The sequence below is a fragment of the Streptosporangium sp. CA-115845 genome (assembly GCF_050943795.1).
Taxonomy (GTDB): Bacteria; Actinomycetota; Actinomycetes; order Streptosporangiales; family Streptosporangiaceae; genus Streptosporangium.
This window is the reverse complement of record NZ_CP191988.1, coordinates 434,185-457,096: the sequence shown is the minus strand read 5'-3', so window position 1 is coordinate 457,096 and position 22,912 is coordinate 434,185. Positions and strand designations below refer to the sequence as shown.

The 22,912-nt window shown below is 68.1% G+C and carries 21 protein-coding genes and 1 tRNA gene; 12 read left to right on the top strand and 10 right to left on the bottom strand.

Annotated features, from left to right (window positions below; all coding sequences use genetic code 11):
- Positions 1–240 precede the first annotated feature (240 nt).
- Positions 241–2,493, top strand: coding sequence for a transglycosylase domain-containing protein (locus ACQP0P_RS04150; protein WP_433371088.1), 2,253 nt, complete (start codon positions 241–243; stop codon positions 2,491–2,493).
- Positions 2,494–2,590: 97 nt separating this feature from the next.
- Here the strand turns inward: ACQP0P_RS04150 and ACQP0P_RS04145 are convergent, their stop codons facing one another.
- Complete coding sequence (locus tag ACQP0P_RS04145) at positions 2,591–3,049, bottom strand: GatB/YqeY domain-containing protein (RefSeq protein ID WP_433371085.1); 459 nt, start codon at positions 3,047–3,049, stop codon at positions 2,591–2,593.
- Positions 3,050–3,129: 80 nt separating this feature from the next.
- Between ACQP0P_RS04145 and ACQP0P_RS04140 the strand changes: the two genes are divergently transcribed.
- Both ACQP0P_RS04140 and ACQP0P_RS04135 read left to right on the top strand, forming a co-directional pair.
- Entirely contained in the window at positions 3,130–4,053 is a 924-nt protein-coding gene (locus tag ACQP0P_RS04140) for a metallophosphoesterase (RefSeq protein WP_433371083.1), read from the top strand.
- A gap of 35 nt (positions 4,054–4,088) precedes the next feature.
- Positions 4,089–4,162 (top strand) — tRNA-Pro (locus tag ACQP0P_RS04135).
- A gap of 684 nt (positions 4,163–4,846) precedes the next feature.
- Here ACQP0P_RS04135 and ACQP0P_RS04130 read toward each other — a convergent pair.
- Positions 4,847–4,981 carry a hypothetical protein gene (locus ACQP0P_RS04130; protein WP_433371080.1) on the bottom strand — a complete coding sequence of 45 codons (135 nt, stop codon included), beginning with the start codon at positions 4,979–4,981 and terminating at the stop codon, positions 4,847–4,849.
- A gap of 496 nt (positions 4,982–5,477) precedes the next feature.
- Here ACQP0P_RS04130 and ACQP0P_RS04125 point away from each other — a divergent pair, with 496 nt between their 5' ends.
- The gene (locus ACQP0P_RS04125; RefSeq protein WP_433371077.1) at positions 5,478–7,457 is read left to right on the top strand and encodes a hypothetical protein; all 1,980 of its coding nucleotides are present in this window, start codon (positions 5,478–5,480) and stop codon (positions 7,455–7,457) included.
- A 438-nt stretch (positions 7,458–7,895) separates the two neighbouring features.
- Here ACQP0P_RS04125 and ACQP0P_RS04120 read toward each other — a convergent pair whose 3' ends face one another.
- The 3 genes from ACQP0P_RS04120 to ACQP0P_RS04110 form a co-directional block, all read right to left on the bottom strand.
- Positions 7,896–8,096 carry a DUF397 domain-containing protein gene (locus tag ACQP0P_RS04120; protein WP_433371074.1) on the bottom strand — a complete coding sequence of 67 codons (201 nt, stop codon included), beginning with the start codon at positions 8,094–8,096 and terminating at the stop codon, positions 7,896–7,898.
- Positions 8,093–8,926 carry a helix-turn-helix domain-containing protein gene (locus tag ACQP0P_RS04115; RefSeq protein ID WP_433371071.1) on the bottom strand — a complete coding sequence of 278 codons (834 nt, stop codon included), beginning with the start codon at positions 8,924–8,926 and terminating at the stop codon, positions 8,093–8,095. The genes ACQP0P_RS04120 and ACQP0P_RS04115 overlap by 4 nt, the downstream gene beginning before the upstream one ends.
- A gap of 386 nt (positions 8,927–9,312) precedes the next feature.
- Positions 9,313–9,441: a hypothetical protein gene (locus ACQP0P_RS04110; protein ID WP_433371068.1), complete on the bottom strand. Its 129-nt coding sequence runs from the start codon at positions 9,439–9,441 to the stop codon at positions 9,313–9,315.
- A gap of 382 nt (positions 9,442–9,823) precedes the next feature.
- Here ACQP0P_RS04110 and ACQP0P_RS04105 point away from each other — a divergent pair, with 382 nt between their 5' ends.
- The 7 genes from ACQP0P_RS04105 to ACQP0P_RS04075 all read left to right on the top strand — a co-directional run bounded on the left by ACQP0P_RS04105 (position 9,824) and on the right by ACQP0P_RS04075 (position 15,263).
- Positions 9,824–10,060 (top strand): hypothetical protein, encoded by a 237-nt coding sequence (locus ACQP0P_RS04105; RefSeq protein ID WP_433371065.1) that lies wholly within the window; start codon positions 9,824–9,826, stop codon positions 10,058–10,060.
- On the top strand, positions 10,057–10,377 hold the full coding sequence (locus tag ACQP0P_RS04100) for a hypothetical protein (RefSeq protein ID WP_433371063.1): 321 nt from the start codon (positions 10,057–10,059) through the stop codon (positions 10,375–10,377). Before ACQP0P_RS04105 ends, ACQP0P_RS04100 begins: the two co-directional genes overlap by 4 nt.
- A 356-nt stretch (positions 10,378–10,733) precedes the next feature.
- Complete coding sequence (gene modA / locus ACQP0P_RS04095) at positions 10,734–11,531, top strand: molybdate ABC transporter substrate-binding protein (RefSeq protein ID WP_433371060.1); 798 nt, start codon at positions 10,734–10,736, stop codon at positions 11,529–11,531.
- A 101-nt stretch (positions 11,532–11,632) separates the two neighbouring features.
- Complete coding sequence (locus ACQP0P_RS04090; protein ID WP_433371057.1) at positions 11,633–11,893, top strand: hypothetical protein; 261 nt, start codon at positions 11,633–11,635, stop codon at positions 11,891–11,893.
- Positions 11,894–12,179: 286 nt separating this feature from the next.
- The gene (locus ACQP0P_RS04085; RefSeq protein WP_433371055.1) at positions 12,180–12,650 is read left to right on the top strand and encodes a hypothetical protein; all 471 of its coding nucleotides are present in this window, start codon (positions 12,180–12,182) and stop codon (positions 12,648–12,650) included.
- A 109-nt stretch (positions 12,651–12,759) separates the two neighbouring features.
- On the top strand, positions 12,760–13,992 hold the full coding sequence (locus ACQP0P_RS04080) for a PLP-dependent cysteine synthase family protein (RefSeq protein WP_433371052.1): 1,233 nt from the start codon (positions 12,760–12,762) through the stop codon (positions 13,990–13,992).
- The gene (locus ACQP0P_RS04075) at positions 13,989–15,263 is read left to right on the top strand and encodes an MFS transporter (RefSeq protein WP_433371050.1); all 1,275 of its coding nucleotides are present in this window, start codon (positions 13,989–13,991) and stop codon (positions 15,261–15,263) included. Before ACQP0P_RS04080 ends, ACQP0P_RS04075 begins: the two co-directional genes overlap by 4 nt.
- Before the next feature lie 48 nt (positions 15,264–15,311).
- On the opposite strand, the gene ACQP0P_RS04070 is transcribed toward ACQP0P_RS04075, so the two are convergent.
- The 5 genes from ACQP0P_RS04070 to ACQP0P_RS04050 all read right to left on the bottom strand — a co-directional run bounded on the left by ACQP0P_RS04070 (position 15,312) and on the right by ACQP0P_RS04050 (position 21,391).
- A complete protein-coding gene (locus ACQP0P_RS04070) occupies positions 15,312–15,980 on the bottom strand; it encodes an isochorismatase family protein (RefSeq protein ID WP_433371047.1) in 669 nt (222 codons plus the stop codon).
- Positions 15,981–16,010: 30 nt separating this feature from the next.
- Positions 16,011–17,159 (bottom strand): isochorismate synthase DhbC, encoded by a 1,149-nt coding sequence (gene dhbC, locus ACQP0P_RS04065; RefSeq protein WP_433371045.1) that lies wholly within the window; start codon positions 17,157–17,159, stop codon positions 16,011–16,013.
- Positions 17,160–17,279: 120 nt separating this feature from the next.
- On the bottom strand, positions 17,280–18,041 hold the full coding sequence (locus ACQP0P_RS04060; RefSeq protein WP_433371043.1) for a 2,3-dihydro-2,3-dihydroxybenzoate dehydrogenase: 762 nt from the start codon (positions 18,039–18,041) through the stop codon (positions 17,280–17,282).
- 673 nt (positions 18,042–18,714) lie between these two features.
- Entirely contained in the window at positions 18,715–19,554 is an 840-nt protein-coding gene (locus ACQP0P_RS04055) for a DUF1996 domain-containing protein (RefSeq protein ID WP_433371041.1), read from the bottom strand.
- Between the two features lie 118 nt (positions 19,555–19,672).
- The gene (locus ACQP0P_RS04050; protein WP_433371038.1) at positions 19,673–21,391 is read right to left on the bottom strand and encodes a discoidin domain-containing protein; all 1,719 of its coding nucleotides are present in this window, start codon (positions 21,389–21,391) and stop codon (positions 19,673–19,675) included.
- Between the two features lie 424 nt (positions 21,392–21,815).
- Between ACQP0P_RS04050 and ACQP0P_RS04045 the strand changes: the two genes are divergently transcribed.
- Positions 21,816–22,811, top strand: a complete 996-nt coding sequence (locus ACQP0P_RS04045; RefSeq protein ID WP_433371035.1) for a LacI family DNA-binding transcriptional regulator — start codon at positions 21,816–21,818, stop codon at positions 22,809–22,811.
- Positions 22,812–22,912 lie beyond the last annotated feature (101 nt).

Below are 22,912 nucleotides of genomic sequence, written 5' to 3'. Positions count from 1 at the left end.
AGTCGTGACTTGGGCCGACGGGCGCGGGCGTCGGGCCTCGGTATTCAATTGCTGCAGAAAGAGACCGTACGCAACCAGACGTTCGGGCCGACAGACCCCGGCGGGACCAATTTCTTACATGGTCATCCACGGCCATCTGGCCGGGAATGACTAGTCACCCACCTGCGATACAGCACGAAGTCATGGCAAAACAGGGTTCCGTTACCGTTTGGGCTATCCGTCCGACGTACCCTGGGTCTCGTGCAAGCTCAAGGCAAAGATCAGGGGTCGGCGGTCGGCAATGTGCTGAAGCTGCTCGGCGCGGCGGCTGTCACAGGTGTGCTCGTCGCCGCGGTGGCGCTTCCGGCGGTGGGTGGCGCGGGGATGACCGTGAACGCGGCGACGAACGAGCTGCGTCTGCTCCCCGAGGAGCTCAAGGAACCTCCCCTCGCGGAGAAGACCACCCTGCTCGACGCGGACGGCAAGCAGTTCGCCCAGTTCTACTTCGAGAACCGCGAGTCGGTGAGGCTCGACCAGGTCGCCGACGTCATGAAGACGGCGATCGTGGCGATCGAGGACACCAGGTTCTACGAACACGGGGCGATCGACCTGGAGGGCACCTTCCGCGCGGCGGTGCGGAACGTCTCAGGCGGCGGCGTCGTCCAGGGTGGCTCCTCCATCACGCAGCAGTACGTCAAGCTCGTGCTGGTCAATGCCGCGGAGACCAAGGAGGGGCAGGAGGCCGCGACCGCGCCGACCCTCTCCCGCAAGCTCAACGAGCTGCGCTACGCGCTGGCCGTCGAGGAGAAGTACACCAAGTCGGAGATCCTTGAGCGCTACCTGAACATCTCCTACTACGGTGCGGGCGCCTACGGCATCCAGGCCGCGTCCAGGCGCTTCTTCAACAAGCCGGCCTCCAAGCTGACCCTGTGGGAGGCGGCCACCCTGGCCGGAGCCGTGCAGAACCCGAGCGTCACCGACCCGAGCGTCGGAAAGGCCTCCCGCGAACGGCTGCTGGAGCGGCGCAACATCGTGCTGAGCCGGATGGCCGAGCTCGGCAAGATCACAACACAGGAAGCCGAAGAGGCCAAGAAGAAGAAGCTCGGTTTCAAGAACATCTCGGCCCCCGGTGGCTGCGAGGTGAGCGACTACCCCTACTTCTGCCTCTACGTGCAGCAGGAGATCGCCTCCAACGAGGACTTCGGCAAGACCCGCAAGCAGCGGGAGAGGCTGCTCCAGCGGGGTGGCCTGACGATCAAGACGACGCTCGACCCGAAGGCACAGCAGGCCTCGGAGAAGGCGATCCGGCAGCTCGTCCACGCCGGCGACAAGCCGGTCGCCTCGCAGGCGATGGTCGTCCCCGGCACCGGCGCCATCAAGGCGATGGCCGCCAGCCGGAAGTTCGGCGGGAACAAGAAGAAGAACGAGATCAGCTACAACCTCGTCGGCGACCGGCTGCACGGTGGCGGAGCGGGCTTCCAGGCCGGCTCCACGTTCAAGCCCTTCACCCTGCTGACCGCCCTCGACAAGGGCATGAAGCTGAACGACGGTTTCAACACCGGCACCGGCTACCAGGCCCCCAGCCACAGCGCGTTCCGCGACTGCAAGGGCAACGCGGTCGGCGAGCCCGGGCACACCGTCACCAACTCCAGTGAGGGCCCCGGCGGGTTCAACACCCTGACCACCGGCACCCTGGGTTCGGTGAACACCTTCTTCATGCGCCTGGAGCAGGAGGTCGGCCTCTGCGACACGGTGAAGATGGCCAAGAGCCTGGGCATCCAGCGCGCCGACGGCAACCCGCTGAAGGAGTTCGAGACCTTCACCCTCGGCATCAACGAGATGGACCCGGTGACCGTCTCCGCCGCCTACGCGACGATCGCCGCCCGCGGCACCTACTGCAGGCCGATGGTGATCACCGAGAGCACCGACCGCGAGGGCAAGAAGACGTCGTACAAGCCCAAGTGCAAGCAGGTGCTGGACGAGGAGGTCGCCGACGCGGCCACCCACATCATGTCCGGGGTCTTCACCAAGGGCACGATGAGCCAGGTCGGCGGCATCGGCCGCGACGCGGCCGGCAAGACCGGCACCACCGACGCCTACACCGCCGCCTGGTTCGCCGGGTTCACCCCCGACCTCGCCTCCGCGGTGAGCGTCGGCGACCCGCGCGGCGCCTTCGGGCACGACCTGATCGGCGTGACCATCGGCGGGCGCTACTACAGCCACGTGTACGGCGCCTCGATCGCCGGCCCGATCTGGAAGAACTCGATGCTCAACGCGCTCAGGGGCGTCGAGGCGACCTCGTTCACCCCGGTGAACATGGAGCGCTTCGGCGGCTGCACCGGCAACCGGTGCGCGCCCAAGCCGCCGCCGAAGTCCGACCGGGGTGACGGCGGTGACCGTGGTGACCGTGGCGGTCGCGGTGACGGTCGCGGTCGCGGCGGTGACGGTCCGCCCTCGGGCGGCGGCGACCGGGAGGTCAACGGCGGCTTCACGATCCCTCCGGTCACCCCCTAGGCCCGTCCCTCGGGACATCGGAGCCCTCCTCGCCTGACCCTTTCAAAGGTCCGGCGCGGAGGGCTCTGGCCTTACCCGCGTGCCGCACGGCCTCGGGTCAGGAGGATGCGAGGCGCGCCCGTACGGCCTGTGCGACGCGACCACCCTCGGCGCGCCCGGCGACCTTCGGGTTCACGACCTTCATGACCTGGCCCATGGCCTGCGGCCCGGAGGCGCCGCTCTCGGCGACGGCCTCGTCCACGAGGACGGCGAGCTCCTCGTCGGAGAGCTGGGCGGGCAGGTACGCCTCCAGCACGGCCTGCTCGTCGACCTCCGCCTGCGCCTGCTCCACCCGGCCGGCACCGCTGAACGCCTCGGCCGCCTCGCGGCGCTTCTTGGCCTCCTTGGCCAGCACCTTGACGATCTCGTCGTCGGTGAGCTCGCGCGCCGTCTTACCCGAGACCTCCTCGACGTTCACGGCCGCGAGGGCCATCCGAATCGTGCGGGTGCGGATCTCGTCCCTGCTCTTCATGGAGGCCGTGAGATCGGCCTTCAGCTTGTCCTTCAATGCGCTCATGCGGTCCATCTTGCCGCCTCACCAGCCCCGCTGTATCCAGAGTTTCCGTCCGGAGGGCCGATCTCGGGCATGATGAGAGGGTGAGGAAAGCAGCCGCGGTGCCCCTGTCCCTGTTCGGCGTCGGCCTGGCCGGCCTCGCGTACGCCTCGGTCGTCGAGCGCAACGCGTTCCGGCTGCGCCGCTTCGACGTGCCCGTGCTGGAGCCGGGGCAGCGTCCGGTGCGCGTCCTGCACCTGTCCGACCTGCACCTCACCCCCGGCAGGCGGATGCTCATCGACTGGGTCCGCTCGCTCGGAGCCCTCCACCCCGACCTGGTGGTCAACACCGGCGACTCCATCGCGCACCCCGACGCGATCACGCCCCTGATGCATGCCCTGGAACCCCTGCTGTCGCGTCCGGGGCTGTTCGTCTACGGCTCCAACGACATGTACGAGCCGAAGCCGAAGAACCCGCTGCGTTATCTCTGGCGCACCTCCAAGGCCGACTACGGCCAGAAGATCCCCACGCTTCCCTGGGAGGAACTGGGCACCGCCATGGCCGCCGAGGGCTGGCTCGACATGAACAACACCACCGCCCGCGTCAAGGTCGGCGATCTTGACGTGGCGGTGGGCGGCATCCACGACTCCCACATCAACCGCGACCGCTACGACCTGATCGCCGGTCCCGCCCCGGCCGAGGCCGACCTGCGGCTGGGGGTGATGCACTCACCGGAGCCCCGTAACATGACCCGCTTCGCCGCCGACGGCTACCAGCTGCTGCTCGCCGGTCACACCCATGGCGGCCAGCTCTGCGTCCCCTTCTACGGCGCCCTGGTCACCAACTGCGGCATCGACCGGGCCCGGGTCAAGGGCATGAGCCGCCACGACTCCGCCTACCTCCATGTCTCCGCCGGCCTCGGCACCAGCCCCTACGCTCCGGCCCGCTTCGCCTGCTACCCCGAGGCCAGCCTGCTGACCCTGGTGCCCCGCCGGCGCGGCGACGCAAGCACCCACGAAGTCCGCTAGACTTTCCCAAGCACGAGCAAGACCGGACGTGTGACCGGGGTGTGGCGCAGCTTGGTAGCGCGCTTCGTTCGGGACGAAGAGGCCGCAGGTTCAAATCCTGTCACCCCGACGTTGAACAAAGTCCCGAGGTAGAGAGCCGTTCCTGAGAGATCAGGAACGGCTTTCTGCGTTACTGAGTGACCATCTCTCGGAGAGCCTGGGATTGTGCGGCTTTTGGCGGTTGGCGTGGTAAGGGGGTTACATCTCATCTCGAACGACAGTGACCTGCGCTTCCCCATCCAGGAAGCCCGCAAACGTGCCCCGGTAGGGCTGATCAACCCTTCCCCCACCCAGCTTGCTGGAGCGCTGAAGGATCAGCCTACAGTTGGCGTTGGCGGGCGCTGGTGGAGACAGCTGACTCTCGCAGACTTCAAGGGCCACCAGCTCCCCGATCCTGCCGGAGGGTACTCCTGTCCGGTGGGATGGTGACTTAACAAGCGGGAAGCTAACCGGGACGACGAACGTCAGGTACATTGTTCTCATATACCACCCGGCTCCTTGTGGGCCGGGTTTTTCCATGCCTGGACTCGGTGGCCCATCGGGCCAGGAACGGGCTCACTTCTCATGTGACCGCTACGCTGATCAGTCAGTCGGCGGAACGTCGTCAAGACGCGAGAGCTCCGCCTGTGGGCCGGCATCGACCATGCTCCGGATCAGACCTCACTCGCCCCCGAAAGTTCCTCGCCCATGCACGATGGTAGGTGGGTCGCGCCTGGCGGCGGATCCGCTTTCCAAGCGACCGTCGCCGCGCTGATCAGTCGGCCTGCTGCGTCCCGTAGGCCGGCCAGCTCTCCCGCTCGTTGACGAACGTGCCGCGACCTTGCACGGTCACCGTCCATCCCTGCTCGCCGAGGTGCCGCATCGCCCGGCGGACGGTGCCCCGGCTCACGCCGTGTAACGCCGTACCGGGGCCCCGATCAGGAAGTGAGTCCTGACCATGAACAACCTTGGTGCTCCGATTCTCGACCGGACCGTGGCGAAGGCTGGAGTGATCCGCAGCCAGGTATGAGCGCGAAAGGGGAAGTCATGCGATCAGCTGGTGCGAACCGTACCTTGAAGAAGCAGGACGAGCGGTGGGAGGACATCATGAGCGAGGGTCGGCCGGTGCAGGCCGACCGCGATAAAGGCCCTGACCTGCGAAGCCGACTCCCGCGAGTGACCCCTATTCCCCCTTGATCACCCTGGTTAATCGCCCGCGCCTAACCCCTCCTATCTACTCGAACACCGTCCCCCTGGAGGGAATCCGGGGTGCAAGTCGCTATCGGCTTGCGTCGGGAAGCCGACTCCGGTGGGATGAGCAGATGGACGCCCAATTCTCCTTTTCCGGACTTGTGTCGGCACTTGACGGGGGCGACTTCTCAGGTCGCGCTCAAGCGAGTTTCCGAGTGCATGAGGAGGAGAGCTTCTTCGTCAACCCGGAGCTGCTCATACGGGAGGGGCTAGGCGATCTTCAGGCGTCGGTGCTGCTAGTCTCGGCGCGCGGAGCGGCGGGCAAGAGCCGGTCAGCCGAAGAGCTCTCACGGCGGCTGGGCGCGCCTCTTTGGAAGCTGGAGCGGGACACAGCGGTGAGTGCGACCGCTTTGCCGTTCATCCTCAACCGGTATCTGGAGACGGCTGATGTGGACTCGGTGATCAGGGCGATGACCCGGCCGACCATGTTGATCGACTCCCTCGATGAGGCACGAGCCCGGGTGTCGGGTACTTCGTGGAGCGAGTTCTTGCAGTCCCTGGCCGACGTGACCCATCTTGGCTGTCGTTTCGTTCTCTTCGGCCGCGAGCGGACTCTAGAAGAGACGTGGGTCAGTCTGGACGACGCCGGCGTGTCCCTCGCATGGCTTGAGATCTCGCACTTTGGACCGGATGAACGCCTGGAGTACGTTGACGGAGTTGTGCGGCGCCGAAGCAAGGAATCCGTGCTCAGGGGCCAGTATTACGAGGCGGCGCGGGACGCTGTGCTCAATTCGGTCGTCAACTCGGTGGCGGGAGATGTCTCGGGAGCCTTCGCTGGCTACGCGCCGGTGCTCGACGCTGTTGCGGCTGTCCTGCTGCGTGAAGAGAACCACTTTCTGGTGTTGAAGACCTTCCAAACGGCGCAGGGCGGGACACGTCATCTCCAGGAGCTTAAGCACGTTCTTGAGCACCTGCTGGCCCGCGACCAGCAGAAGATGAAGCCGACCGCGGAAGACCTCGGCCTCGACCCGTCGCTGACCTATACACCGGAAGAACAGATCGACTGGCTATGCCATGACCTGGAGAGGGGACGGGAACCGGAGCTCGCGTACATCACCGATCCGAAAGTCCGCAGAGACTATGTTGAAAGGATTCGGCCGTTCCTGGAGGACCACCCGTTCCGGAGCGAAGGACATTGGGCGAGTGCGGTCTTCACCGCATACGCAGCGTCCAAGCGGTTCGGCACGACCATTGACGGCCAACGGTTGGTCACGATCGGCAACGACTCGAGTCTTCTCTTTGATCTCGTCGCCCTGGAGTCCGATGACCTGGTGATCGACGAGTGGGGATTCGCTGCTCTTCATTCCTCGGTCACGGCTGGCGAGTTTAGCGGCGCTGTGGCGACGGTGACCGCCTACGAAGTCGATGCGGGAGAGTACGAGGGGGAGATGAGTCTCCTTCGAGCTGGCGTGTCGGCCCAGAAAGGATTTACGCTCCTCCCCGAGTCGGATCACGTGCTCCGGCTCTATGGACCGCTTGAAGACCTCACCGTCACGACGTCAGCCGAGGTCCGCATCCTTGCCCGGGACACCCCGACTGTGCTGGGCCCTGACCTGTACCTGCACTGCGGCGCGCTTTCCATCGAAGGCATGTCCGTCGAGTTCGCGCACCGGGCTGCGCTAGCGACGGAAGCTGAGGCGTCGCCCGACATGGTGATTATCGAAGTGGAGACGGGTGCTCTCACGCTCCCGAGCCTCATTGCACGCGATCCGCTGAGCGGAGTCTTCGAACTCCGGGTCCCCGAGGGAATCGCCCTCCACTATCCATGGGTGAACTACCGCCAGCCGCTGGACACTCCGGAGACGATCGATCTCAACGACCGTGCCGTGCGCTTCCTCAAAATGTTCATGAACCTGACCCGCGCCCATGGCCATAAGGGAGAGCGTGGGGTGTTCATTAAGAAGCTGCAGGGCAGACAATCACTGAAGGGGGAGGCGTTCAGCGCCGCAACCCGTGTCCTTGACCGTCGGAGAATAGCCCGCATGAGCGGCGAGATGATCTATCTCCGCGAGGAGTACGAGCAATACCGCTTCAGCGGCAAGACCCAAGATGGCCAGAGACTGATCGAAGACGTCTGGGACTTCTGGAGCCCGGTCGCCAAGAACATCGCTGAGAACATCTCCCTGAACGCCTGACCGCAGGGACAGCTGAGTTTCAAAACCACAAGGCCGCCATAGCATGATGAAGAGGTTCAGGGCTTCTGGGGCAGTCCCAACCTCTATGGTCTCCCTGCGGCTCTTACGGCAGGTGAGCGCACACGCGTTTGCTGGCCACGAACACACCTTGATTGCTTCGGGACGAAGAGGCCGCAGGTTCAAATCTTGTCACCCCGACGTTGAACAAAGTCCCGAGGTAAAGGGCCGTTCCTGAGAAATCAGAAACGGCCTTTCACTTTCCCGGATTCTGTGATCGTGCGTCGCAGGTGCGTCGAAATCACTAAAAGGGCGAATGTTGCCGCAGGAGTTGGGCCGTCTTTCATGGTTCTGCGGCTCGCGGTTGTGCCAGGGGCTTGTGTTGCCGCGCGACCGGGTGGCTTTCCAGCCGGTTTCTATCGCACGGCACCCGGCGTCCGGTCAGACTTCTCTGCTGCGGATGCTCGCCAGGAAGCCGCGCCAGGCCGCCGGGGAGAAGGTTAGCGCCGGGCCAGATGGGTTCTTGCTGTCGCGTACGGCGATAAGGTCTGGCAGGTTCGTGGCTACCTCAATGCAGTCATTGTTGCCGCCACTGAGGCTGGACTTGCGGAAATCAGCGGCAGACAGGTCAGGGGAGATCATGCCTTGCTCCTCATCGCAGCTATGCGTGTTGCGGACTCCTGGGGGGACAAGCACGCGCCGGCAAGGCGCTCGAACATGAGCATAAGCCTGCGGACCTGATCCGATGCTTCCACATAAACCTCACCGGCCGGACATTCGGCGTATCCGATGTCGGGGTCTTCGTCGCCGAAGCCGAGGACGGAGAAGGCTCCTTCCAGTCCGGTATGCGCACCGTTCGTGAGTGGCAGGACCTGGACGGTGACGTTCGGCCAGTCCATGATCCGAAGGAGGTCGCCAAGCTGGCTGGCTATGATCTCGGGCGTACCGATAGGCCGATTCAGGGCTCCCTCGTCCATGAGGACGTGCAGCGCCGATGTCTTTGATCCGAGGAGATTGATCTTCCGTGCCATGCGGGCGTCCACGCGGCGGTCCAGTTCGGTGCTGGTCAGGTCTGGCCAGGTGGCTCGGATGATCTCGCGGGCGTAGTCCTCGCTCTGTAGTAGCCCTGGGATCAGGAGCGGCTCCCATTTGTGGATGACGGTTGCCTCTGCCTCGAACTCGATGTAGCTGCCGGTGAACACGTCCGAGTAGGCCGTCCACCAGCCGCGTCGGGTTACCTCCCGGGCGAGTTGCACCGTGGCCTCGGCGGTGGCCTGGTCTACGCAGTACAGGTGGCAGATGGCGGCCACGTCCTCGGTTGCCGGGGCGATCTTGCCGGTCTCGAAGCGGTTGAGCTTCGACCTGGACCAGCCAAGTTGTTCGGCGGCGGCCTCGGTCGTCAGGCCAGTGGTCGCACGCAGGGTGCGCAGCTCACGCGACAGACGACGCAGGCGGACCGTGGAGTACTTCATGCGGTCAGTGTGCCGCAGCTCAACCGGCTCCTCCTGCTCAACGCAACAAATATGTGCGATGGGATTGCCAGCCTGAGATTCTCACGTCATCATGATGCTCGTCACACAGGGTAGGGAAATTCGAGCAGTCAGTGACAGGCTTGCGCCCGTCCTGACGCCAGCAGCCTTGACGCAAATCGGGCTTGTCAACGGTGTGGACCACCGTCAACAAGTCCTTGATCAGGAAGGCGCTCCTCATCCATGACCAGGCTTGGTGCCCCAGTCCTCGACTCGCAGACGGCAAGGGAAGGCTGCGGTTGCTTCGCCGACGCTGTGCCGATGCCGATGGGGTGCGCTGTCTGCGGGCACGCCCCCTACGCGCACGGCTGCTCTGACCGGCCCGCCGATCACGAGTACGCCCAGCCCTCCGGCGATCTGATGGCCACCCGCCTGGAGGCCCGCCGCACCGGGGACCACTCCTTGCCCTGCTTCGAGTCACTCGTCTTCGCGGCCCCGGCTGAGGCGATCGCGTTCATACCTGCTCAGCGGTCTGCCGAGCAGGACCCGGCCAAGGTGATCCCGATACCACCTACCCCACGGCTTCCCGAACAGGCCCTGGCCGCCGAGCCCGCGATACCGGCGCCGCCGCCCAAGCGGGCGCCCTGCCGCCCTCGCCCGGCGTCCCCGTCCAGATCCGCTCTTACCAGACCGTCCCGGCTCGGCACCGTACGTCATCTCGCGCCTCGTCCCAGGCGAACGACCACCTGTGCCCTGCGCCGTATAGCGGTCACCCCGTCTTCGTACCGGCCATCCGGCCCGTACGGCGCACCTCTCCGTATCCTGCCCTGCCCCATTAAGCGGGCCCGTCCTCCGCTACCAACGTCCGGACGGGCCCTTGATCGGATGGAGGTCCAATCAGTGGACGATGTTAGATCCAGCACCCCCGAACCGGCCATCCCCGGCTGGCGGCTGATCCTCAGCGACACCGGACGACTGTGGGCCAGCCGGGAAGAAGCCTTCCCCCCGGCCGCGTTCCACGCCGGAGCCGAACGGACGGTCGACGCTGACACTCTCGACGCCCTGCGGGCCGAGACCGACCGGCAGGAGACCATCGCCCGAGAGGCTCAAGAGCAAGCCGAGCAGGTGATCTCATGATACGGCGACGGCCCTCCCGCACCCGCGGACGACACCGCGACGACCAGGGTGCCACCCCCGTGCCGCACTACACCTGGGACCACGAAGCCCGCGCCGAAGCCGCGATGCTGGAGATCACCTGGCCAGGCTGGGCCGTCCTCTACGGCACCGGCAGCCGCCTCTTCCACGCCATCGCCACCTGGCCAACCCTCGAACCGCTGCTTCTCTGCGACCGCACCGTCGAAGGGTTGAAGGCACAAATGCGCGAGGCCGAGATGACCGCGCTCCTGCACCGCTGGGCACTCACCTCCACCTCGGCCAGCATCGGCCACTTCTGAGCAGGCACGGCGGCCACGTCCCTTCCCCGGTCCAGGCCGCCGTGCCGTTGACGACGTACCACGCGGACGCGAAGAAAGGCGCCCGCGTGGTACGCGACGCCATACGAGGCGAAGCAGTGAACGCCCTGGCCGGGACCGTCGTGGACGTTGGGATGGCCGGAGACGGGGGCGGACCCACGGGAGACGGGTGGGCGGCGACCGCACCTGGTCTACTTATCGCAGGTGCGATGGCATAAGGGCAGCATCTTTGTTGATTGCCAGGGAACCTGCCTCTTGAAGCCTGAATATGCGAAGGTATCGTGATTGTCGGTGACGACGTTCTGGGTCGGCACGGTGAAGTCAGTAAGGAGCCCTCGTTGTTCAGGCGTCTTTCCCGGTGGGCCACGATCCCCATCGCCCTCACGTTGGCCGCCGGCCTGGCCGGCTGCGGTGCCGGCGATCCGGCCACCTCCACCTCCCCCGGCGGGTCGTCCGGAGACGGGGCCACGACGCTGACCGTGTTCGCCGCCGCGTCACTGACCGGCACGTTCACCGAACTGGGCAAGACCTTCGAGGCCGCGCACCCGGGCACGACCGTGCGGTTCAACTTCGGTTCCAGCGCCACCCTGGCCCAGCAGATCGTCGAGGGCGCCCCGGCCGACGTCTTCGCCGCCGCCAGCCCGGCGACGATGAAGATCGTCACCGACGCCTCCCTGGCCGGCACCTCGGTCACCTTCGTGCGCAACACCCTCCAGATCGCCGTACCCGCCGACAATCCCGCCAAGGTCGACGACCTGAGCGACCTGACCGACCCGAAGATCAAGGTCGCCCTCTGCGCCGAGCAGGTGCCGTGCGGCGCGGCAGCGGTCAAGGCGCTGGACGCGGCCGGACTGAAGGTCACCCCGGTCACCTTGGAACAGGACGTCAAGGCCACTCTGGCCAAGGTCTCACTCGGCGAGGTCGACGCCGCCCTGGTCTACAAGACGGACGTCATGTCCTCCGGCGGCAAGGTTCAGGGCATCGACTTCCCCGAGGCGGAGAAGGCGATCAACGACTACCCGATCGCCACCCTGTCCAAGGCACCCGCCCCCGAGGCGGCCAAGCAGTTCGTCGATCTGGTGCTGTCACAACAGGGCAAGGACGTGCTGACCAAGGCCGGCTTCCAAGCCCCCTGACCCGCGATGACGCGATCCGCGACCCCGGCGGGCCGGAACGGCGCACAGCGCCGCCCCGGCCCGTCCGGCCGCCCGTCAGGAGGTACGGCAGGGGGTACGGCATGAGCGGCGACCAGCCCCGTAACGCCATCTGCCTGGGCGGCCCCTGCCACGGCATGCTCACCCACATCGACCAGGACATCGGCACCCTCACCGTGCCCGTCCCGCGCCGCTCACCCGAAGAGCCCGAGGGCGTCGCCCGCTACCGCATCACCCGCGAACGGGTGCACCATCCCTGCCGCACCGAGCCGTTCATCGCCCTGCACTGGGCCGATCCCCCCGAACCGGCCGGCCTGCCCTGCCCCTGTGGCCTCAGGCACTAGACACGCCGCTCCGCGTGCGCGCCTTCGCGCATCCGGCCGATGTGCCGCCCTCACACCGACGTACCGTCGAATGCCTCGGACGTGGTCCCCGTCCGTACGCACCGCGCGGGTCTCGTGGTCATCGGCTCGCCCTGTGGTTCCGGTCACCGCGTGGAGTACTCGACGTCACAGCGGCCAATGCCGGTACGGCCTCCCGCACTTATAGGGGCCTTTAAAGGCATAAAGTAACCCCCCGCAGTCAGTCGACCACAAGCGGTAAGGTACGTTTGTGGTCATGATCGCATCGATGCGGCGAGTCACACAGCGCGGAGGCGTCGCCTTCGCGCTAGGGCTGGCCGTGCTCGGTGCCGTCGTGTTGATGCACCTGACGCTGTGCGTGGTAGCCCCCGCCCACCAGGGCCATCATCGTGCCCCCGGCCCGTGGCCGCCGGCCACGGCGACCGTGGGGGTGAGCGCCGCCGGAGATGCCGACGCCGTCACCGGGCTGCTCACCCTGATCGGCGCGGGGACGCCGGCGGAGCATCTACCGTGCCCGGCGCCGCCCGTCGATGAAGATCACCACCTCTGCGGCGCGGCGGCCGGAGCGCAGATCACCGGCACGCGCGTCCTGGTACCGGCCGGGCCGGTCGTCGGTGATCCGGTGGTGGCCGAGAAGGCCACCACACCTCCACCGCCGCCCGCGCGACGGCGCGCGCACCCGGTCCGTCCGCCGCCCGGGGTCGCGCTACTTCTCCTCAAATCCGTTTCCCGGATATAGCCCGCCCCTCGGGCCGCCAACGACTCCACGCTCCCGCTGAGCGGTATGAGCCGTCGTTCGCGCACGCCCGTCAGCGAGCCGATCACATCGCATCCAGGGGAAACGGATCATGATATATACACTTAGTTCACCGCAGGTCACTGCGAGTTCGCCACAGATCGCCACCACCTCGCTCAGCCAGTTGATCACCGGAGCCACCTGCCACGCCCCCGAGCACGTGGTCGGCAACACCCCGGTGCTCTGGGTTCCGGAGATCGCCTCGGGGCAGGGGCGCGGGTTCTGGGCGAAGCTGGAGGGCAACAACCCCGGAGGGATCAAGGACCGCTCCGCCCTCTACATCGTCGAGCGGGCACGCGAGCGCGGCCTGCTTCGCCCCGGAGCGCCCATCGTGGAGTCCACCAGCGGGACCTTCGGCCTGGGCCTGGCGCTGGCCGGCATCGTCGGCGGCCACCCGGTGACGCTGGTGACCGACCCGGGCATGGAGCCGCTGATGCGCCGGTTGCTGTCCGCCTACGGGGCGCGTGTCGTCGTCGTCGGCGAACCGCACCCGGTGGGCGGCTGGCAGCGGGCCCGCCGCCAGCGCGTGCTGGAGCTGCTCGATGAGCACCCGGACGCCTACTGCCCTGACCAGTACAACAACCCCGACAACGTCGCCGCCTACACGGGGCTGGCCATGGAGCTGGCCGGCCAGCTCGGGCGGATCGACGTCCTGGTGTGCAGCGTGGGCACCGGCGGTCACAGCGCCGGGGTCTCCCGCGCGCTACGGCGCTTCTATCCCGACCTCCGGCTCGTCGGCGTCGACACGATCGGCTCGACCATCTTCGGCCAGCCCGCGCGCTCGCGGCTCATGCGCGGCCTGGGCAGCAGCATCTACCCGCGCAACGTGGCGTACGAGGCGTTCGGCGAGGTCCACTGGGTCGCACCCGCCGAAGCGGTCTGGGCCTGCCGGCGTCTGGCCGCGCTGCGGTACGCCACCGGCGGATGGAGCGTCGGCGCGGTGGCCCTGGTGGCATCCTGGCTGGCCCGCACGCTACCCGGCCACACCCGGATAGCGGCGGTCTTCCCCGACGGCCCGCACCGCTACTTCGACACCGTGTTCAACGACGACTACTGCGCCGAACAGGGGCTGCTCGGCGCACCGGCGGCGACCGGCCCCGACGAGATCGTCCACCCCGCCGAGCGCGAACTGACCCGCTGGACCCGGTGTACGACCGTGCTCGACCCCACCGTCCCGGGAAACGGCGTCGCGGGAACACCCGTCACTCCGGGAGGTGGCGCGGAGGAAACGGCCACCGTACCCGCCGGGAGGACACCCTCCGGAGACGAAGAGGGCCGGCGGTGAGAGGTACCCTGGCCCTGGCCCGCTCCTTTGACCGGCCGGTGAGACTGCTACTGGTCAACCAGCTCACCATCAACACCGGCTTCTACATGCTGATGCCCTACCTGGCCGGCCACCTGTCGGGAGCGCTGGCGCTGCCGGCGGCACTGGTCGGCCTGATCCTGGGCATCCGCAACCTCAGCCAGCAGGGCATGTTCCTGATCGGCGGCACCCTCGCCGACCGGCTCGGCCACAAACCCATGATCGTCGCAGGGTGCGGGCTGCGCACTCTCGCGTTCCTGATGCTGGCCGTGGCCGACTCGCTGCCCATGCTGGTGACCGCCTCGGCCCTGACCGGGTTCGCCGGCGCGCTGTTCAACCCCGCCGTACGGGCCTATCTCGCCCAGGAGGCAGGAGAGCGGAAGGTCGAGGCGTTCGCCGCGTTCAACGCCTTCTACCAGCTCGGCATCCTGATCGGGCCGCTCGTCGGCCTGCTGCTCAACGCGGTGGCCTTCAGGCTCGTCTGCCTGATCGCGGGCGTGATGTTCGCCGTGCTCACCGTCGCCCAGCTGCGGGCCCTGCCGAAAGGGGAGCGTCCGCGGGCCGAGGAGAGACGGGGCGTGCTGCTCGACTGGCGCGAGGTGTTCGGCAACCGGCCCTTCCTGCTCTTCTCGCTGGCCATGATCGGTTCGTACGTGCTGAACTTCCAGGTCTATCTGGGCCTGCCACTGGAGATCCGCCGGGTGACGGGTGGCGAGCTGGGGGTCACCCTCGTCTTCGTGGTCTCCGCGGTGCTGACCATCGTCGGTCAGGCCCGCCTGACCGCGTGGGCGACCCGGCGCTGGCGACCACCGCAGGCCATCGCCAGAGGTCTGGTCCTGATGGGGCTCGCCTTCGCCCCCGTGGCCCTGGCCGCCCCCTGGGCGGGCAGCGCCGGCACGTCCGGCGGCGTCGCCGGGGTGCTCGTGCTGCTCCCCGTCCTGGGGACGGCGGCGCTGCTCAGCCTGGCCACCATGATCATCTACCCGTTCGAGATGGCGACCATCGCCACCTTCGGCGGCCGGCACATGGTGGGTACCTACTACGGGCTCTACAGCACCCTGGCCGGGATCGGCATCGCCGCGGGCAACCTGCTCACCGGGTGGGCGCTGGATCTGGGCGCGCGGCTGGGTCTGCCGAGCCTGCCCTGGATGGCCCTGATGCTGATCGGCCTTGGCTGCGCCGCGGCCGTGGTCGCCCTGGATCGATCGGGACGCCTGGCGGCCTCGCCGCGGGCCGCTCCGGCGACGGCATGACGCGCCTCGGGGGCGGTCCGGCCTCGCGGAGCGGGTTCCGGCGGCCGGCTACCCGTCACCGGCCGGCTCGGTGGGCGGCGACGCGGGGTCCCACCCGCGCAGCAGGCCACGGGTGACGGCCGTGACCGCGCAGCGCTGGGCGGCGTAGGCGAGGGCCATGGTGTGGTGTTCCTCGGAGAAGTCGGCGACGGCATCGGCCATGAGGAACGGCTGCAGGTCCTGCATGAAGGCGTCGCAGGCGGTCATGAGGCAGCCGATGTGGGCGTAGACACCGCAGACGATGATCTGGTCGCGGCCCATGGCGTCCATCCGGGCGCGTAGGTCGGTCATCCGGAAGGCGCTGTAGCGCCACTTGGTGAGCAGGATGTCGGACGCCGCGGGGAGAAGGCTCGCGACGATCTCACTCTCCTGCGAACCGGGGACGCCCGAGCCCCAGAAGTCCTGGAGCAGGCCGCGCTGGTGGCTGTTCTGGCCGCTGGGCTGCATCGAGTAGACGACCGGAACCCCCAGCCCGGCGCAGGCCTCGCGCAGCAGGCCGATGTTGTCGATGAGCCCGGTCAGCGGTGGGGCACCGGCGGCGAAGGGGGCAAGGAAGTAGTTCTGCATGTCATGGACCAGCAGGATGGCACGGCGCGGATCAGGGCGCCAGGTCACCTGGTTCTCGGGAAGATCGCCTTCTCCCGGCAGCGGGTAGGAGGCGATCTGGGGAAGGGCCACGGGTACTGTCTCCTTTCCTGCGATGGTGGGTCAGCGGTCCTGGCCCAGGCCGACGGCGCGGAGCATGGTCTGGAACTTGGCGGTGGTCTCGGCGAGCTCGGTCTCCGGCACCGAACCGGCGACGATTCCCGCACCGGCGAACAGCCTCAGGGTCTGGTCGGCGACCTCGGCACAGCGGATGGTCACGACCCACTCGCCGTCGCCCGCCGAGTCCCCCCACCCGACCAGGCCGGCGTACAGGCCGCGGTCGAACGGCTCGATCTCCTCGATGGCCTGGCGCGCGGCGCTCGCGGGAGTGCCGCAGACGGCGGGGGTGGGGTGCAGCATGGTGGCCAGCTCCAGCGACGTGACCGCGGGATCGTCGAGCACGCCGGTGATCCGGGTCGACAGATGCCACATGGAGGCGGTGGACAGTGGCGAGGGTCCGTCGGGCACCGAGAGTTCCCGGCAGTACGGGCGCAGGACCTCCACGATGCTCTCGATCACCAGCGCGTGCTCGCGGAGATCCTTGTCGGAGGTGAGCAGGGCGCGGGCCCGCTCCGCGTCGACGACGGGGTCCGGGTGGCGGGGTACGGACCCGGCCAGCGGGTTCGTGGTGATCCGGCGGCCGGACCGGGAGACGAGCAGTTCCGGGCTGGCCCCCAGCAGCGTGCGGGCGGTGGCGGTGCTCGACGGCAGGTCGACCGCGTAACCGTAGGCCTGCGGGTCGCGCCGGATGAGGTTGCGCAGCACCCGCCCGACGTCGACGGGGGCACCCAGGGTGACGTCCAGGGCGCGGGCCAGCACGATCTTCTTGAGCTCTCCCGCGGTCAGCTTGGCCAGCGCCTTCTCCACCCCGCGCAGGTAGTCACCGGGGTCGGGAACCGTGCCGAATCCGGTGAACGTGCCCGTGACCTGCTCGGGACCGGCGGGCAGGCCGGCCGGTGGGCTCGTCCAGCAGACGGCGGCGGGCACCAGCAGGCGTGTCGGGCGGTCGTCGCGGAAGGGGATCGCGCCCACCACCACGGGGTTGGGGTGACCTGAGCTCCTGGCGTCCCGCAGGGCGGAGGCGACGCGGTCTCGCAGGCTCGTCGCCCCCGAATCGGGGACCTCCTGGCACACCCCCCTGGCGAGCAGGGTCCGGGTCGGCGAGGTGAAGAAGAAGGTGCCGGGTTCGTAATCCTCCAGGAGGTCCGGCATTCGGGACATGGTGAGGGTGTCGTTCGGCGACATGGGGAAAAGCTCTCCTGTCAGGAGGGGATCCAGGAATAGGAGGGACCAGCGCCGGCAGGCGGCCGACGCTGGGATTGGACCGTTCCGCTACCGGAGCGTGGCGCCCCCGTCGACGTACAGGTCCTGCATGGTGATGTGCCTGGCACGGTCGGAGGCCAGGAAGAGGACCGCGTTCGCGATGTCCTCGGGGTCGGCCAGGCGGCCGAGAGGGATGCCCACCCGGAAGGTGGCCGGCGATCCGTCGATGGCCGCCCGCGCGTCGTGGCCGCCGGCCCACAGGGCCCGCTGCATGGGGGTGTCGGTGGAACCGGGCGACACCACGTTGCAGCGGATGCCGTACGGCGCCAACTCCAGGCCGAGACACTTGGTGAACTGCGCGGCCGCCGCCTTGGAGGCCGCGTAGGCCGACATGTTCATCCGCGGCACACCCGCGGCGTTGGACCCCACGGTGACGATCGCCCCGGATCTACGGGGGATCATCCGGCGGGCGACCGCGCGGGACAGGTGGAAGACCCCACCGGTGTTGACGGCGAAGGTCCTGGCCCAGTCGTCGTCGCTGATGGCGACGGCCGATCCCGAGCAGAGCACTCCGGCCACGTTGACGAGCAGTTCGATCGGGCCGAGGTCGGCCTCGACCCTCGCGACGACGTCGTCGACGGCGGCGCTGTCGGCGACCTGGCAGGGGTAGGCGACCGCGGTGCCGAGCCCGGCGGCGACCCGCTCGATCCGCTCGGCGTTCACGTCGAGCGCGGCGACCCGCGTGCCCGCCACCGTCAGGGCTCGCGCCACCGCCTCTCCGATGCCCTGCGCCGCACCGGTGACCACGGCCACTCCGCCTTCCGCCAGCATGTCCCCACCTCCGTCAGCCTCTCGCCGGTAGGCAGGCTAGTGCCATTACTTTAAGTCGCGCAGCAAAAACTTATAGTTACTTTTCACAGATCAGGCGGACATCACGGAGGTTGATACGAACACTCCTGACCGCCGGACGTGGCAACGCATGAGGAGCGCGGGGGCCGGAGCGGTGCCGATTCCTAGGGCCTTCGCAGGAGTGACCGAGGGGATGACGCGTTTGTCTTCTAGCGATGTCACGTCAACCGTTACGACTTATGGTCACACTTCATGACAAGCCAGGATATTTCTGAGCAACCTCCGCACACTCCCCCTATTTCGCAAGCCACTCCTCCGACAGATCCATCGGAAGAGAAGGAAGGCAGCGGCGTCCTGGAGACCATCCGGCGCTCCATGGACGAGACCATCCTCGAATCCATCCGGCTCGACCCGGAGCGGGAGGCGGGTTTCAAGTGCGGCACCCTCGCCGAGGAGACGCGGACGGCCGAGGTCACGGGCCAGTAGGCACGGTGGGGACACCCGCGTCGCCGGTCCGATCGGCCCCGGCCGGCGGCCCGGTGGCGAGGCCCGGTGTTCCGGGTCCCGCCACCGGGGAGGGGGCGGTGCGGGGAGTGGCGGGGGGTGCCCGCACCGGTGTCCGGACGGGGCACCGCCCTGACACGGTTGTCAGGTGTCAGGACGGAATGCCATCCGCTCCGCACTTGATGATCGGGCGGATGCAGTCGCGCAGGCGGCGCTCCATCTCGGCCGGGGGCCAGGCGTTGAAGAAGTCGCCGTGCATCGTGTATCCCCGCCCGGACGCCAGCCGCAGCTGTGCCGGGTCACCGCTGACCGGGTACCTCAGCACCTGACGCAGCTTCGGCACCGGCACCGGGTGCGAGGCGGGACAGGCCCCGCCCACCGGGTAGGCCATGTGGCTCTTGTGATCGGCCGAGTCCAGGTCCCTGCCGTTCCAGCACTGCGGGAAGTCCAGGTAGGACTCCAGCATGGTGCCCGCCGGGCAGTTGACGAAGTCCTTGGAGGACCCCACGTGCCCGGCGTGCAGGCACGACCAGCGCGCGTTGCTGCTGGGGTCGCCGATCCCGGTCGCCTTGGCGTTGCCCGCGACGATCCGCAGGCCCAGGGGCAGCGGCTGGGTCCGCGCGATGATGTCGTCGCGGACGCCCTCACCCAGGTAGTAGAACGTGGTGCCGGTGGGTTCCACCGGGGTGTTGCCGTTGTAGAGGGTCGGCACCCAGTACGACGACAGGTCGACGCGCGGATTGCAGTTGCTGGGAGAACTCTGCAGGGACGCCAGCGTCGTGTGGGCGTTGGTGGAGGTGCTGCCGAAGAAGCTGTGCATGTGCGACGCGCCCGGGAGTCCCGGGAAGACGATCGGGTCGTCGGGCAGGCGGTGGCTGAACGGGCAGTCGGCGAGGAACTCCGCCACCCGGACGACCGCCGCGGACGAGCCGGCGGCCTGCGGGGTGTGCAGGACGAGGGACGTGCCCAGGAGCGCCAGCAGTGTGGTCATCAGGGTCAGTGGGCGTAACCGGCGTCGGAGGCCGGCCGGGGAGAGTGCCGGGTGCATGGGTGACTCCTTTGGGAAGCCCCCGGCACGGCTCACCGAGCCGTACCGGGGAGCGGTGGAGTTACTGGTAGACGCGTACGTAGTCGACGAGCATCTGCTTGGGGAAACCCGTGCTCGCGTCCGGCGGTCCTGGCCAGTCGCCGCCGACCGCGAGGTTGAGGATGATGTAGAAGGGGTGGTCGAAGACCCACGGGCCCCGGGTCGCCTCGACCTGGTCCTTGCTGATGGTGAAGACCGTCCGGCCGTCCAGGGTGTAGACGATGCCCTTGCTGTCCCAGTTGGCGGCCCAGACGTGGAAGTCGTCGGAGAAGTCCGCGCCTGTCGGCAGCGTGTACGGGCTGCCGACACCGCCGCCGCCGTTGTAGGCGGGTGCGTGGACCGTCGAGTAGGCGGTCTTGACGTCCTTGCCGAGGACTTCCAGGATGTCGATCTCGCCGTTGTACGGCCACGGCCTGCCGGTGAGGAAGTCGGCGCCCATCATCCAGAACGCCGGCCACAGGCCGTTGCCCTTCGGGACCTTGACCCGGGCCTCGACCCGGCCGTAGGTGAAGGTGAACTTGCCGCCGGTGTTGATCCGGCCCGAGGTGTACTGGCAGGTCCCGCCCGGGCACGCCGACCCCGGGGTGGCCTCCTGCCGTGCCGTGATGACGAGGTTGCCGGTGCCGTCCATGGCGGTGTTGTTGGGACTGTAGTACTCCAGCTCGTTGTTCGGGCCGGTTCCCGGGTCCTGGGTCCACTTGGCCGCGTCGGGCCTGGTCCCCGCCGCGCCGTTGAACTCGTCACTCCAGACCAGCCTTGGCGGGTTGGCCGGGTCGGGCGGGAGCGGCGGCGGGGTGATGGGGACGCCGCCGGTGCCCCAGACCTGGAACTCCCACAGTGAGTAGCCGTAGGGAGTGGCCCGCTGGGTGCCGTACATCCGCACGTAACGGCCGGTCCCGTCGACGTTCAGCGTCTGCTTGAAGCCGGTGCCGGTGGTCGTGGAGTAGATCGGCGTCCAGGTGGTCCCGTTCGCGGAGACCTGGATCTCGAACGCCTTGGCGTAGGCCGGATCCCACTGCAGCACGACCTTCTTGATCTGCGCGGTCGCGCCGAGGTCGACGGAGATCCAGGCCGGGTCGACCCAGCCGGTGGTGGAACTGGTCGCCCAGCGGGAGGCCGGGTCGCGGTCGAACGCCCTGGCCGGGGTGCACTCCCAGCAGTTCCCGTCGTGCTGGGAGCTGGAGGCCGCACCCGGCCTGCCGTACGACAGCAGCTTGAGCGCGCCCGGGTCGGGGTCCGGGCCGGTGGAACCGATGGTGCCGTAGACCTGGAACTCCCACAGCGAGTAGCCGTACTGGGTGGAGCGCTGGGTGCCGTACATCCGCACGTAACGGCCGGATCCGTTGACCGCCAGCGTCTGGTCGCCGCCGGTGCCGGTGGTCGTGGAGTAGATCGGCGTCCAGGTGGTGCCGTTGGGCGAGGTCTGGATCTCAAAGGCCCTGCCGTAGGCGGTCTCCCACTTCAGCGACACCTGCGTGATGGTCGCGGTGGCGCCGAGGTCGACCTGGATCCACTGCGGATCGGCGAACGCGCTGGACCAGCGGGTGCCCGCGTCGCCGTCGACGGCCGCCGACGCGGGGAAGGCCACGTTCTCCGCGGACGAGGCGGTCACCGTCCTGCCCTGGGACAGCAGGGTGTCGGCGGCGGAGGCGGGCATGACGGCGAGACTGGATGTGACGAGGGTGACGGCCGCGGCGATCATCAGGACCACACGGCGGCCGGGACTTCGAAGCGAGGGCATGGCGTCTCCTCGGGGGACGGGGGTGCGTACCGGTACGGGTCGGGGAGCGCTCTCTCAAGCAGAGAGTGCTCTCGTCCGACAGGGCCTGTCAAGTACCCGTTTAACCAGCAGGAAAAGGGCTGCACATGATCCGGCAATCAACCGCACACTTCAGGGAGCGCTCCCGCAAAACGCTTTGTACCGTTACAGGCGGCTGTGAGCTGGAGTTAAGAAGATCTTTTTTAGGGAGCGTTTTCTCCGATTCCGTCACGGATCACCGGGGAGGGAAATTTGCCGCCGTCCGTGCCGTTGACAGAAATCTCGCCTCTGATCACCCTTTGTGAGGGAGCGCTCTCTTCATGATCCTCGATTAGGCTTCTTGAAGGTGGCACCGCACGTTCCGGCACCACCGGCCAGTCAGCGGTACGGACTGCGGGAGAAGCACATGAGACGACCCACCCTGGAGGCTGTCGCCACCCGGGCCGGCGTGTCCAAGTCGACGGTCTCCAGGGTGGTGAACGGCGAGCCGACCGTCGCCTCGGACATCCGCGACCTGGTCATGCGGGCGGTGAACGAGCTGGGCTACGTCCCCAACCCGGCGGCGCGCAGCCTGGTGACCCGGCGCACCGACTCCATCGCGGTGATCGTCTCCGACCCGCCGGCCGGGCTCGTCTCCGACGACCCGATGTTCTCCACGGTCGTGCGCGCGGCCAGCCGCGAGTTCGAGGCGGCGGGCAAGCAGGTGGTGCTCATGCTCGCGGGCTCGGACGACGCCCGCCTGCGGGCCAGGCAGTTCGTGGCCGCCCGTCACGTGGACGCGGTCATGCTCGTGTCGATGCACGGCGCCGACCCGTTGCCGGCGGCGCTCGCCACGACGGGCGTCCCGCTCGTCTCACACGGCAGGCCCGCCTTTTGGGGGGCCGCGCCCTGGGTCGACAACGACAACGTCGGCGGTGCCGCCCAGGCGGTGCGGCACCTGCTGGAACGGGGGCGGCGCAGGATCGCCACCATCTGCGGACCGCTGGACATGTCCGCGGCCCAGGACAGGCTGGGCGCCTACCGTGAGGTGCTGAGCGAGACCGGGCGGCGCTCGATCGTGGCCATCGGCGACTTCACCCGGATCTCCGGAGCCGAGGCCATGGCACAGCTACTGGAGGACGACCCCGCGCTGGACGCGGTGTTCGCCGCCAACGACCTGATGGCGATCGGCGCCATGCGGGCGCTGCGCCGGGCGGGCCGGCGGGTGCCCGACGACGTGGCGGTGGTGGGGTTCGACGACATCGAGGCGGCCCTCTACACCGACCCCCCGCTCACCACGGTGCGCAGCCCGATGGGCGAGCAGGCCGCCGCCTCCGCCCGCCTGCTGCTCGGCCTGTTACGAGGCGAGGACGCCGCCCCGGTGATCCTCCCGACCCGGCTCGTGATCAGGGAGTCCAGCTAGCCGCCGGGAACCGAAGGAGTTCTCCCGGGCGCGGTCCGGGGTGAACGGCGCCCCGTCCCTGTGCTGGGCGCCTCGAACCTTCCCGCCGCGGGGCACGGTGA

Excerpts from the sequence above, each read along its gene's own strand:
- ACQP0P_RS04145 (WP_433371085.1), bottom strand. The coding sequence starts at position 3,049 with ATGAGCGCATTGAAGGACAAGCTGAAGGCCGATCTCACGGCCTCCATG.
- ACQP0P_RS04120 (WP_433371074.1), bottom strand. The coding sequence starts at position 8,096 with ATGATCTCCCCTGACCTGTCTGCCGCTGATTTCCGCAAGTCCAGCCTC.
- ACQP0P_RS04115 (WP_433371071.1), bottom strand. The coding sequence starts at position 8,926 with ATGAAGTACTCCACGGTCCGCCTGCGTCGTCTGTCGCGTGAGCTGCGC.
- ACQP0P_RS04110 (WP_433371068.1), bottom strand. The coding sequence starts at position 9,441 with ATGAACGCGATCGCCTCAGCCGGGGCCGCGAAGACGAGTGACTCGAAG.
- ACQP0P_RS04100 (WP_433371063.1), top strand. The coding sequence starts at position 10,057 with ATGATACGGCGACGGCCCTCCCGCACCCGCGGACGACACCGCGACGAC.
- ACQP0P_RS04090 (WP_433371057.1), top strand. The coding sequence starts at position 11,633 with ATGAGCGGCGACCAGCCCCGTAACGCCATCTGCCTGGGCGGCCCCTGC.
- ACQP0P_RS04085 (WP_433371055.1), top strand. The coding sequence starts at position 12,180 with ATGCGGCGAGTCACACAGCGCGGAGGCGTCGCCTTCGCGCTAGGGCTG.
- ACQP0P_RS04080 (WP_433371052.1), top strand. The coding sequence starts at position 12,760 with ATGATATATACACTTAGTTCACCGCAGGTCACTGCGAGTTCGCCACAG.
- dhbC (WP_433371045.1), bottom strand. The coding sequence starts at position 17,159 with ATGCCGGACCTCCTGGAGGATTACGAACCCGGCACCTTCTTCTTCACC.
- ACQP0P_RS04060 (WP_433371043.1), bottom strand. The coding sequence starts at position 18,041 with ATGCTGGCGGAAGGCGGAGTGGCCGTGGTCACCGGTGCGGCGCAGGGC.
- ACQP0P_RS04055 (WP_433371041.1), bottom strand. The coding sequence starts at position 19,554 with ATGACCACACTGCTGGCGCTCCTGGGCACGTCCCTCGTCCTGCACACC.
- ACQP0P_RS04050 (WP_433371038.1), bottom strand. The coding sequence starts at position 21,391 with ATGCCCTCGCTTCGAAGTCCCGGCCGCCGTGTGGTCCTGATGATCGCC.
- ACQP0P_RS04045 (WP_433371035.1), top strand. The coding sequence starts at position 21,816 with ATGAGACGACCCACCCTGGAGGCTGTCGCCACCCGGGCCGGCGTGTCC.